A 12874-nucleotide genomic window follows, 5' to 3' on the forward strand; every position below is an offset into this window, starting at 1 on the left:
CCTTAAATTATTGCGGCGGTAGGTATTCATTTTTTACTTTGCAATGCGGGAGGGAAAGCCAGGTGGCCATCAGAAAGAGAAAGTTTTTGCTTGTCCTGCTCGTTTTTGCCGTCATCTTGACGTCCGTCTGGACATTTTGGCCTTCGGGGGAATCCGAATTTACGCATGTCCGCGCGTTGTCGGATTTTGACGCCGTAACCCGAAGCGATGGCAGTGGCGGTTATGACGAGTATATAGAGAAACACGGAAGCGCAGAGCGTCCGGCAGGCATGATTCGCATTGAAGGCGAGGACTTTTTCCGGACTTCCGGAGAAGGCTTCGTTGTAGAGCGGGGACTGGAAGGACTGGATGGAGAAGCGATTCTGACGCCTGAAGCGGGAAGCATTGAGTGGAAGGTGCTTGTAGAGCAGCCGGGTCTCTACAATATACGAGTTCATTATTACCCCCTGGAGGGTAAAAGCTCAGCCATTGAGCGGCAATTCGAAATCAACGGAGAGGTTCCTTTTAAAGGCGCCGATATTTTGTTGTTTGACCGTGTATGGGGCAATCGGTATGAAGAAATACGCCAGGACGACAGGGGCAACGACCTGCGGCCGCGCCAAGTCGAAAAACCGGCATGGCAATTGGGGACTTTTCACGATCGCTATGGCTATTACGAGGAGCCGTATTCCTTTTATCTGGAAAAGGGAGAGCAAACGTTGGCCTTGGCCTCTCTGAGAGAGCCGATGGCCATTGATTATATCGAACTGTATCAGGAAGATCGGTTAAAAAGCTATGAAGAGCTAGAGCAGCAATATACGGCGAACGGAATCAAGCCTGCAGAGGATCAATATATACTCATTCAGGCGGAGGATGCGCAGCGCAAATCCTCCCCGACCCTGTATCCGGTTTCCGACAGGTCCAGTCCGACGGTAACGCCGTATGATGTCTCCAAAATCCGGATCAACACAATCGGAGGCTTAAACTGGAAGCTGCCCGGGCAGTGGGTGGAATGGGAGTTTGAAGTGGAAGAGGACGGCTTGTACCAGATTGCGCTGAAGCAGAAGCAAAACCAGCTTCGGGGCATTTATGCGACAAGAAGTCTGATGATTGACGGGCAATATCCGTTTCAGGAAATGAAACGGATTACGTTTAATTATACAAGGGACTGGCAGATGGATGTTCTGGGGGGAGAGGACCCTTACCAGTTTCATCTGACAAAAGGCAAGCACACCATTCGCATGATGGTATCCCTGGGCGATATGGCGCCGCTTCTTCGAACGATCGAATCAAGCGTGCTGCAGTTGAACGAAATGTACCGCAAAATTTTGATGATTACATCCAATACGCCGGACCCTTACCGCGATTACCAGCTTGAAAAACGAATTCCCGGTATGGTGAAGGTGTTTCAGGAGCAGGCGGATACGATTGAAAGTGTGGCGGATTATCTGGAGCAGGCAACGGGCGAAAGAAGCGACAAGGTGGCCGTGCTGCATGCGATGGTCAGACAGCTTAGGGATCTAGTCCAATATCCTGAAACCGCGCCTAAACGGCTGGATACGTACAAAATCAACGTCGGCGGCCTCGGCACCTGGATTTTGACCGTACGGGAGCAGCCGATTTCGCTGGATTATCTGGTTGTTTCTTCGCCGGGAGCGGAGTTGCCTCGCGCGGACGCCAGCGGTTTTGAAGTAGTAAAGCATGAGCTTGGTGCCTACGTGGCGTCCTATACGGAGGACTACGACAGTATCGGCAATACAAACGACGCAGGGGAAAACATCACCGTCTGGATCACGACTGGACGCGATCAGGCCCAGGTGCTGAAAGGGCTGATCGACGATACCTTTACGCCGGAGAGCAATATATCCGTGCAGCTCCGGCTTGTGCCGCCCAATATTTTGCTGCCTGCGACTCTAGCAAACGAAGGGCCGGACGTGGCCATGCAGATTGGCGAGGACATTCCCGTCAACTACGCCATGCGCAGCGCGGCAGCCGATTTGAAGCAATTTGGCGACTTCGATGAAATCGCTATGCGTTTCCGCGACAGCGGCCTGGAGCCTTACCGGTACGACGGCGGCATATATGCGCTGCCAGAGCAGCAAACCTTCCCGATGCTGTTCTACCGCAAGGATATTCTGGAGGAGCTGGAATTGACGCCGCCCAAAACGTGGCAGGAGATTTACAACATGATTTCCGTGCTGCAGAAGCACAATATGGAATTTTATTTGCCGCTGGAGGCCGCTAACGCCAGTCTGGTTCCCAACGCAACCTTCTCCATGCTGCTGTATCAGACAGGCGGAGTATTTTATCGGGACAACGACAAGAAGAGCGATCTGGATTCCGAAATCTCCATGCAGGCTTTCAAAAGATGGACGCAGTTTTATACCAGTTACAAGTTCCCGCTGATCGCGGATTTCCCGAACCGGTTCCGCACGGGTGAAATGCCGATTGGCATAGCCGACTACACCACATACAACATGCTGACGGTTATGGCGCCGGAAATTAAGGGGTTATGGGACTTTACCATCGTTCCGGGAAGCCCTCAGGCTGACGGAACGGTCAACCATCAGGTAGCGAGCCATACAACGGCCGTTATGATGCTGGAAAACTCGACCCGCAAGGACGCCGCATGGCAATTTATGAAGTGGTGGACGGAGAAGGATACGCAAATCGCCTATGGCCGGGAGATGGAAGGTCTAATGGGCGAAGCGGCAAGATATCCGACCGCCAACATCGAAGCGCTTCAGGAGCTGCCATGGCCGGTCAAGGACTACAACAATCTGGAGAGCCAATGGCAATGGGTCAGAGGCATTCCGCAAGTTCCCGGCGGTTATTTCACGGGCCGGCATCTGGATAATGCATTCCGTAAAGTAGTCAATGCCGCCGAAAATCCACGGGAGGCCTTGTCAGACTATATTCTCTATATTAACGACGAAATGGAAATCAAGCGTAAAGAATTCGGATTGCCTTATTAGCCAGGGGGTGGAGACCGATGCAAGGCGAAACAACCGTATCAAACGTTACAGGCTCCATTACTCCGAAGAAAAAAGCCGGTTTGGCTTATGTCGCGAGCGAGCTCAAACGAAACAAAACATTGTATTTGCTGATGGCGCCGTACATGACGATCTTTTTCCTGTTTACCGTACTGCCCGTCGTGTTTTCCTTATTGCTGAGCTTCTTTTATTTCAACATGCTGGAATTCCCCCGTTTTGTCGGGTGGCAAAACTATTCCAGACTGTTCCTGAACGATGACATCTTTATGATCGCGCTAAAAAACACGCTGCTGTTCGCCGTCATTACGGGGCCGGTCAGCTATATCGCCTGCTTCGTGTTCGCGTGGATTATCAACGAGCTGTCGCCTAAGGTGCGTGCGGTCATGACGCTCATTTTTTACGCGCCGTCCATTTCGGGCAACGTGTTTTTTATCTGGCTCATCGTGTTTTCGGGAGACAGCTACGGCTATCTGAACGGATTTCTGATGCGTGCCGGATTTATTCTGGAGCCGATCCAATGGCTGCTGGATGAAAAGTATATTTTGGCTATCGTCATGATTGTCCAATTGTGGCTGAGTTTGGGAACAAGCTTCCTGGCGTTTATCGCCGGCTTGCAAACGATTGACAAAACGCTGATTGAAGCCGGAGCGGTGGACGGCATTCGCAACCGCTGGCAGGAGCTGTGGTTTATTACGCTTCCGTCCATGCGGCCGCAGCTGATGTTTGGCGCGGTCATGCAAATTACCGCAGCCTTTGCGGTGGCGGATATTTCCATAGCGCTGGCCGGCTTCCCAAGCGTCAACTATGCCGCTCATACCATCGTGACCCATTTGATGGACTTTGGCACGATCCGGTTTGAGATGGGCTATGCGTCTTCCATTGCCACCGTCCTGTTTGGTTTGATGCTCGGGACCAACATCCTTGTACAAAAAATGCTCAGAAAGATAGGTGAGTGACGTTGGTCATCAAAAGAATGGCGTCGCTGCGGGGGCCTAAAAAGCTCAATCGTTCCTTTACCGTCAGCTTTATGCTTTTTGTGGTGTTGGCCGGCTTCGGCGCGTTTATGGCGCTGCCGCTGATCTATGCCGTCAACAATGCATTCAAGCCGCTGGATGAGCTGTTTATTTTCCCGCCGCGCTTTTTTGTCAACAATCCCACCATGGACAATTTTTTTGACCTCATCGCATTGATGGGGAATTCATGGGTGCCCCTGTCCCGTTATATCGCCAATACGCTGCTCATTACCATTGTGGGCACGGTAGGCCATATTTTGCTGGCTTCGGCGGCGGCGTTCCCGCTTGCCAAATACCGCTTTATGGGTTCGAAGGTGCTATTTACGATTGTTGTGCTATCCCTCATGTTTTCGCCCCATGTCACGGCAACGCCTAACTACATGGTGATGTCGTGGCTGGGCTGGATCAATACCCATGCGTCGCTTATTATTCCGGCGCTTGCTTTTCCGCTGGGCCTGTTTCTGATGAAGCAGTTTATGGAGCAAATTCCGGATGCCCTTCTGGAAGCGGCCAAAATCGACGGGGCGAGCGAAGCCCGGATTTACTGGAGCATCGTGATGCCGAACGTCAAGCCGGCCTGGTTGACGCTGATGATTCTTCAGTTTCCGGCACTGTGGGGAACGGACGGAGGCAGCTTTATCTACAGCGAAAATCTGAAGACGCTGCATTACGCGCTGGGGCAAATTACGCAAGGCGGCATCGCGCGGGCCGGCGTCGGAGCGGCGGTAGCCTTGCTGCTGATGATCGTTCCGATTACGCTCTTCATTATTTCTCAGAGCAGCGTCATGCAGACGATGGCGACCTCCGGGATGAAGGACTAGGGGGCAAAAGCGATGCTGAAAAAAATGATAACTGCAAAAACATCCCTCCTTGCCTTGTTATGCTGCCTCCTGGGCCTTAGCGCGGGCGCGGATTTAGCCGTCGCAGAAGGAACGGGCGCTTCTTACAACTATTCCTTCTGGGGATTGTCGGTTAATGCTCCGCCCGCCTATGTGCCTACGGATCTTTATCGGGGAGAGGATATGGGAGGGGGCGCGTTAAAGGACCCTTCCGACCTGCATGTGACGTCGGATGGCCAAATTTACGTGCTGGATTCCGGCAACAATCGAATTCTCGTGCTGGATGAAGATTTCAAAATCAATCAAATCATCGATTCCTTCCTGCTGGATGGAAAGCAAGAAACCTTTCTTAATCCGCAAGGCTTGTTCGTCACCTCCGACAAACAGCTTGTTGTTGCGGATACGGGCCATAAGCGAGTTGTTCACCTTGATGCTCAAAACAGCCTGGTCAAACTATTGGAGGCTCCGGAATCGGAGCTGCTGTCGGCATCGTTTCAGTTTCAGCCCATCCGGGTTGTCATGGACCACGCGCAGCGCGTGTACGTAATGGCGACCGGCGTATTCGACGGTTTTATGGAGTTTAACGCCGACGGGGAATTTTCCTCCTTCATCGGGGCAAACCGGGTTAATGTCGATCCCGTGGATTATTTCTGGAAGCAGATTTCGACGCAGGCCCAGCGCAGCCAGATGATCATGTTTACGCCGACGGAATTCACCAATCTGGATATCGACGACGAAGGATTTATCTATGCCACAAACGGCGACGAGTGGGGCAACAACATCAAAAAGCTGAATGCGCAGGGCAATGACATTTTACGGCGAACCGGCTATTTTGACCCTCAGGGCGATATTATGTACACCTCCGATGTTGGTCCATCCAGATTGATTGATATCGATGTAACGGACAGTGAAATCTACTCCGTACTGGATTCCAAACGCGGCAGAGTGTTTACGTATAGCGGCGACGGCCACTTCATGTACGTTTTTGGCGGGATCGGCAATCAGCTGGGCGATTTCAACACGCCAACGGCAATCGACCGGCTTGGCGACGATTTTATCGTGCTGGACAAAGCGCTTGGGGAAATTACGCGGTTTCGCACGACGGAATACGGACGCACCTTGAACGAAGCGGTCAGAAGCTATTACCGGGGCGACGAAGAGGCCGCTTATGAGTGGTTCAATAAAACCATCGGCCTTAACGCCAATCTGGAATTCGCTTACGCCGGTATCGGCAAAGCGCTTGTCAGACAAGGCGATTACAACGATGCCATGAAGCAGTTTAAGCGGAGCATGGATCAGCGCAACTACTCCAAAGCCTTTCTTCTATACCGCAAGCAAGTGCTGCGTGAGCATTTTGCAACCATAATGACCGCGTTGGCCGTTCTGGTAATTGGCTTAGTGGCGTTCCGCAGATATCGCAAGGCAGCGAAGAGAAGGGGGCTGACGGTATGAGCAAGGAATGGGTGCGTTATCCGCTCCAATTGATTCTCCATCCGTTTAACGGATTTTGGGATTTAAAGTATGACCGCGACCAAAAGCAAAGCGTCATTTTGTCCTTTGCCATACTGATTCTGCTCTCGCTGACCAACATCCTTGGACGGCAGTATAGCGGATTTCTGGTTAATATTTATGATCCAAACTACTTCAACAGCGTCATGGAAATCGTGTATGTCGTGGTGCCGGTCCTGTTCTGGTGCGTCGCGAACTGGTCGTTGACCACGCTTATGGACGGGGAAGGAAAGTTCGTCGAAATTTTTACCTCGACCTGTCTTGCCTTGACGCCGCTTGTGCTGATTAACTTTCCTTGGATTTGGCTAAGCAACGCTTTGTCCTTGCAGGAAACGCCGTTTTATTACTTTTCAACAAGCGCTGCGGTGATCTGGTTCGTTTATCTTTTGTTCGTGGGAAACATGACCGTTCATCAGTTTTCGCCGGGCAAAACGATCGGCACGATTTTGCTGACGATTCTGGCAATGGGATTTATCGCATTCCTGTGTCTGCTGTTTTTTAGCCTGATGCAGCAAATTGTCGCCTTCATAACCGTCATCTATCAAGAGCTGGCTATGAGGAAATAAGGAAGGAGCAATTGGAATGAACATGGCGTCCAGATTGGCGCTTCTAGCGGCATGCGCGTGGGCTGCGCTGCTTATTGCCGGATGTTCGGACTCGGAGCAGGCGCCGGAAGGCGAGGCCGAATACATTGCGGCTTCTTTTGAAAAAGGAAGCCCGATCTCCGCGGCGTTTACGGACAGCCGCGCAGAAGGAATGAAGGGAGTTGCGGAGTCGCAGGCGCTTAAGCTGTTTGTGGACGAAACATCCGGCGCGATTGCGGTGCTCCATAAAGACAGCGGCGAGCTGTGGCTAAGCAATCCCGGGGACCGGGAAACCGACACCGTGGCGGCCGGCGTCAACAAGGATGTATTATCCTCGCAGCTGAAGCTGGAGTTTTACAATTCGTTCGGACAACAAAATTCCGTCAATTCCTTTACGGACAGCGCGGCCTACGGGCAGATCAGCGCGGAGCTGATTCCAAACGGCGTTCAAGTATCGTATATGTTTGGCACAAGCAAAAAAACGATGGACGATTTGCCTATGATGGTCCAGAAGGAGCGCTTTGAGGAGAAGCTGCTGGGCAAGCTGGACAATGCGGGGCAGCGCGCTCTGAAAATCGTCTATGCCGAGGATAAGGAAAAAGGGGTCTACACCCGAAGCGACGGGGCGCTCAAGGGGCTGCAGCTTGACCGTGCGCTCAAGGCGTTTGATGACGCGGGATATACGGAGGAGGACCTGCTTTTTGATATCGAAGAAAACAATCTGAGCCAGGTTAAGCCCGAACCCCGCATTTTTCTGGCTTCCGTGCAGTACACGCTAGACGGGGATGCGCTGGTAGCCAAAGTGCCGATGGAGGGCATTGTATACCCCGATGAATATCCCGTGGGCACGCTTTCGCTGCTCAGCTTTTTCGGAGCGGGAGGAACAGAGGAAGAAGGCTCCATTTTTGTGCCTGACGGCTCGGGAGCGCTTATCCATTTCAACAACGGAAAAACAAGATATTCCGCTTACCAGCAGCCGATATACGGGGCAGACCAAACGATAAGCCGGGTTGAAAATATAGTGAACTCCGAAAATATCAGACTTCCCGTATTTGGAATTATTAAAGAAAAAGGGGCGGTTTTCGGCATTGTGGAGGAAGGGGACTCCGCAGCGTTTATTACGGCCGATGTGAGCGGACGGCTCAACAGCTATAATTACGTCCATCCTATTTTCACCGTGCTGAACAAAGGGGAATTGACCCTGAACGCAAACGAGCAGCAGCGTTCGCTGCCCCGTTTTCAAGAAAAGCCTACTCAGTCGGATTTCTCCGTCCGGTATGTATTTTTGACTGGGGAAGAGGCTTCCTATCAAGGGATGGCAGCCTACTACCAGCAGTATTTGCTGAAAGGCGGCGGCTTGCCTCAGGAGCTCTCCCCCGACTCCTCCGACGAAATGCCCTTTTATCTGGAGCTGGTCGGCAGCATCGATAAGAAAAAGCATTTTGCCGGCGTGCCTTACCGCTCGCTTGAGCCGCTAACAACCTTCGAGCAGGCGCAGGATATTTTGACGGAGCTGCAGGAGCGCGGCGTTGCCGATATTCGCCTCCGGTATTCAGGCTGGTTTAACGGCGGACTGGACCATAAGGTGCCGGACAATATTTCCGTGGATGGCACCATTGGCGGAGGCAAAGGCTTGCGGAATTTCATGGCTTACGCGGGTGATGCGGGCATCACGGTTTTTCCGGATGTAGCGATTCTAAACGCGCATACCAACAAAGGTTTTAGCGCGACAAAGGAAGCATCCAGAACGCTGAGGGATGTTTCGGCGGAGGTATATCCCGTTAATCTTGCCCTTAACCGGAGAGACCGGAGCCAAGCGCCGTCTTATGTCATTTCTCCAAGCCTGATCGGGAATTATGTGGACGGCATGCTTAAGGATTTCTCCAAATATGACACCGGCGGCATTGCGCTGCGCGACCTGGCCGACAAGCTGAACAGCGATTTCCGAGCCAACAAGGGAGTAGACCGGGTTGAGTCCAAAATGTATTCCGTCGAGGCGCTGCAAAAAATCGCGGATGCGGAGCTCGCCATCCTGGCGGAGGGAGGTAATGCTTACGCTTTCCCTTATCTGTCGGATATCGTCAATATGCCGATGGGCAACAGCGGATTCAAAATACAGGATGAGGCCGTTCCCTTCTATCAAATGGTGGTGCGCGGATATATTGATTACGCGGGCGCTCCCTATAATTTGTCCTCGTATACGGACGTGAAGCGTTATGTGCTCAAAAATCTGGAGTATGGCGCGGGTTTGTCCTTCAAATGGATTTATGCGCCAAACCATAACGTTAAGGATACGGACTATACCGATTTGTACGCCGTTCAGTATGACCAGTGGATCGATCAGGCGGCAGAACTGCAGCAGGAGGTTAACGGCTTCCTACAGTCGGTTCGCCATGATCGGATCATTGACCACGAAAAGCTGGCGGATGGCGTATACAAAACGGTTTATGAAAACGGGTATGTCATCGTCAATTACAACCGTCATCCGGTGACGGTAAACGGAATCAGCATTGAAGCCGAAGGTTATGCGACAGGCGGTGTGCAATCATGAAGACGGCAAATAAACTCGGCGTTGAAACGCTGAAGCCGGCCAAAAAAGCCGGCATCGGAAGATTGTCCTACAAGGGGCAAAAAGCAGTTTGGGGCTTTATTTATGTACTGCCTTGGCTGCTTGGTTTTCTCTTTTTCTTTTTCATTCCGTTGTTCCTGTCGCTGCAATACAGCTTCAGCAAGGTGGAAGCCGGCCCTCAGGGACTAAGCGTAAACTTTATCGGCCTGAAAAACTTTACGGACGCTCTGACGGTTAACACCACCTTTAACCGGACCTTAACGGAAGCCATCGTCAACATGGTGGTAAACGTTCCGCTTATCGTCATTTTCAGCTTATTTCTTGCCGTATTGCTCAATCAGAAGTTTTTTGGCCGATCAGTGGCCCGATCGATTTTTTTCCTGCCGGTTATTCTGGCATCGGGCGTTATCATGACGCTGGAAAGCTCGTCTCTGGTCAATGCAATCAATGAACAAAACGCGGGATCCGGCGGGGTGCTGAACCTATTAGGCAGCTTTGAGCTGGCCATGATGATGGAGCAGGCCGGCGTCAGCCCGACGATTGTATCTTATTTGACGGGAGCGGTTGACCGCATCTACCAGATCGTCAGCCAGTCCGGCGTGCAAATTCTTATTTTCCTTGCCGGCATCCAGACGATATCGCCTACGCTGTACGAGGCTTCCAAGATGGAGGGAGCTACGGGGTATGAAGCCTTCTGGAAAATTACGTTTCCGATGGTCAGCCCGCTTATCCTGGTCAATATGATTTATACCATTATCGATTCGTTCTCGCGCAACGATATGACCTCGCTCATTCGGGAAACGGGTTTTGCCCAGTTTAACTTTGGTCTCAGCTCGGCGATGGCGTGGATTTATTTTCTCTGCATCGCGGTCATTCTGGTGATCAGCTCCTATGTCGTATCGAAAAAAGTCTTTTACCACGATTAGAAAGAAGGAATGTCAGATGCTGCTGACGCGATTGAAGTCTCTGGAGAACTGGAAGTCATGGCTCTGGTCCTTCGTCAGGCTGATGCTCATAACGGGGCTGTCCTTTGTCATCCTGTATCCGATCATCCAGAAGATTTCTACATCCATCAAAGACAAGGCGGATCTGTATTCTCCCATTGTCGTGTGGATTCCAAAAAATTTCACGCTGGAGAATTTCAAGGATGCCATCCGCATTATGGATTATTGGGAAACGCTGGGCAACACCTTTTCCTTGTCGGCCGTCACGACGCTATTGACTGCTGCATCCTGCGCGTTTGCGGGATACGGCTTTGCCCGCCTGAAATTCAAAGGCAGCAATTTGCTGTTTGCCGGGGTCATTTTGACCATTCTGGTTCCGCCAACAACAATTTTGATCCCGATTTATTTGAATTTGAAGGATTTTACGCTGCTGGGTCTAATTCCTCTCTTAACGGGAAAGTCGGTTAATTTGCTGAATTCGTATTGGCCGTTTATTCTGACGGCGTTGACCGCGAATTCGTTGAAGGCGGGATTGTACATCTTTATATTCCGTCAGTTTTTCCGGGGGATTCCCAAGGAGGTCGAGGAGGCCGCCTACATCGATGGCGCGAGCGTCGGGCAAACGTTCACCCGCATTATGCTGCCTAACGCCATGCCGGCGATTATGACGACCATGCTGTTCTCCTTTGTTTGGCAATGGAATGACAGCTTCTACACGACCACCTATTTGACCACCAGCAAGGTATTGTCCACCCAATTGTCGTCGCTGCCTTACAATTTGTCGATCCAGTTGAACGGCGATATTAACAAGTCCGATCCGTTTTATATGAGCATGGTGCAGGATACCGGCATTTTGCTGGCCATTCTGCCGCTGATCATCATTTATTTGTTCGTGCAGCGCTATTTTGTCGAAAGCATCGAGCGAACGGGCATTGTAGGTTAATTTTCAGGAAGCGGCACTCATACGCGGCGTCCGGCAGGCGAATCATGTTCCCTGCCGGACGCTGCTTGATTTGACCGTTATCGTTACCTGAAGAGCAAAAGGAGGTTGCGGGTTTGGCGAAATTGAGCAAAGACAAAAGGATTGCATTGGCTTTTATATCGGCCTCGGTTGTATTGGCTTTGGCGGTTGCCCTGTTTGTCCGGCAGGGACAGGAAACGGGAGAGGGTAACAAGGAGGGAGCTCCTGAAACGGCGCTGGCAACGCCGGACGCAAATCCCTCTGGTTCGGAGAACGGGCAGGGAGAAGCGGAGACGGAAGCGGCAGAGAGCAGTGAAGCGCCTAAGGCAACGTCAGTTGCTTCGGCGCCGCCTGCGGAACCTTCCGTACAGGCTGATATCCCGTCGCTTGCGGCCAGCCTGGGAGATTATTTCCCCATCGGGGCTGCGATCGAGCCTGCCCAAACGGGCGGCCTAAAAGCCGAGCTGTTGAAGAAACATGTCAACATGCTGGTGGCCGAAAACGTAATGAAGATGGATGCCATTCAGCCCTCCGAAGGGGTATTTAGATGGGATAATGCGGATCGCATCGTTAGCTTTGCCAAAGAAAATGGAATGGCGCTTCGCTTCCATACGCTGGTCTGGCATAGCCAGGTCGGCGCGTGGTTTTTCAAGGATGCCGAAGGGCAGCCGATGATCGATGAAACGGACCCGGACAAAATGGAACGCAACAAGGAGCTGCTGCTGCAGCGGCTGGATACTCATGTTACTGCCATTGTTGAGCGCTACAAGGATGACATTCGGGACTGGGATGTCGTCAATGAGGTGATTGAGCCGGGCGATCCGGACGGCATGCGGGCAAGCGAGTGGTACAAGATTACGGGAACGGACTTCATCGCTACGGCGTTCCGCGCGGCTCGGGAAGCCGGCGGCCCGGAAATCCGTCTGTACATCAACGACTACGGCACGGACAATCCGGTGAAGCGCGACCGCCTGTACGAGCTTGTAAAAGAGCTGCTGGAGCAAGACGTGCCCATCGACGGCGTAGGCCACCAAACCCATATCGACGTTTACGGTCCGACGGTTAATTCTATCATAGACTCCATGGTTAAATTTGCAGATTTGGGGCTGGACAATCAGGTGACCGAGCTGGATATGAGTCTTTACAGATGGAACGACCGCAGCGATTACGGCAATCAAGTTCCCGAAAGCGTGTTGGAGCTGCAGGCTGATCGTTACGGCGAGCTGTTTGAAGCCTTCAAGGCCAATAAAGATATTTTGAGCGCGGTTGTGCTCTGGGGAATTTCGGATGACCATACATGGCTGAACGGCTTCCCGGTCACGCGAACAAACGCGCCTTTGCTGTTTGACCGCCAGTATCAGGCCAAATCGGCCTTTTGGGCCATCGTTGATCCCTCCAAACGTGAGGCGGCCCGGACTGAAGCTCCCTGATCCAGACGATATCGTCTGTTGTATGGCAGCATTCATGATTTCCGTAAAAAATA

General features: G+C 51.9%; 9 protein-coding genes. All 9 read left to right on the forward strand.

Translation table 11 applies throughout. From position 1 onward, the window contains the following. Positions 1-62: 62 nt before the first annotated feature. The 9 genes from ACX93W_RS20700 to ACX93W_RS20740 all read left to right on the forward strand — a co-directional run bounded on the left by ACX93W_RS20700 (position 63) and on the right by ACX93W_RS20740 (position 12821). Complete coding sequence (locus tag ACX93W_RS20700) at positions 63-2954, forward strand: extracellular solute-binding protein (protein WP_459394265.1); 2892 nt, start codon at positions 63-65, stop codon at positions 2952-2954. A gap of 17 nt (positions 2955-2971) precedes the next feature. Further along, positions 2972-3928, forward strand: a complete 957-nt coding sequence (locus ACX93W_RS20705; protein ID WP_459394266.1) for a carbohydrate ABC transporter permease — start codon at positions 2972-2974, stop codon at positions 3926-3928. A 17-nt stretch (positions 3929-3945) separates the two neighbouring features. Then, entirely contained in the window at positions 3946-4806 is an 861-nt protein-coding gene (locus tag ACX93W_RS20710; RefSeq protein WP_459394305.1) for a carbohydrate ABC transporter permease, read from the forward strand. Between the two features lie 12 nt (positions 4807-4818). After that, a complete protein-coding gene (locus ACX93W_RS20715) occupies positions 4819-6276 on the forward strand; it encodes a hypothetical protein (RefSeq protein ID WP_459394267.1) in 1458 nt (485 codons plus the stop codon). Further along, positions 6273-6899, forward strand: coding sequence for a YIP1 family protein (locus ACX93W_RS20720; RefSeq protein ID WP_459394268.1), 627 nt, complete (start codon positions 6273-6275; stop codon positions 6897-6899). The genes ACX93W_RS20715 and ACX93W_RS20720 overlap by 4 nt, the downstream gene beginning before the upstream one ends. Positions 6900-6915: 16 nt before the next feature. Beyond that, complete coding sequence (locus ACX93W_RS20725; protein WP_459394269.1) at positions 6916-9468, forward strand: DUF5696 domain-containing protein; 2553 nt, start codon at positions 6916-6918, stop codon at positions 9466-9468. Further along, positions 9465-10412 carry a carbohydrate ABC transporter permease gene (locus ACX93W_RS20730; protein WP_459394270.1) on the forward strand — a complete coding sequence of 316 codons (948 nt, stop codon included), beginning with the start codon at positions 9465-9467 and terminating at the stop codon, positions 10410-10412. Before ACX93W_RS20725 ends, ACX93W_RS20730 begins: the two co-directional genes overlap by 4 nt. A 16-nt stretch (positions 10413-10428) precedes the next feature. Further along, entirely contained in the window at positions 10429-11373 is a 945-nt protein-coding gene (locus ACX93W_RS20735; protein WP_459394271.1) for a carbohydrate ABC transporter permease, read from the forward strand. Positions 11374-11486: 113 nt separating this feature from the next. After that, on the forward strand, positions 11487-12821 hold the full coding sequence (locus tag ACX93W_RS20740; RefSeq protein WP_459394272.1) for an endo-1,4-beta-xylanase: 1335 nt from the start codon (positions 11487-11489) through the stop codon (positions 12819-12821). The last annotated feature ends 53 nt before the right edge of the window (positions 12822-12874 follow it).

The organism is Paenibacillus sp. CAU 1782 (assembly GCF_054551715.1).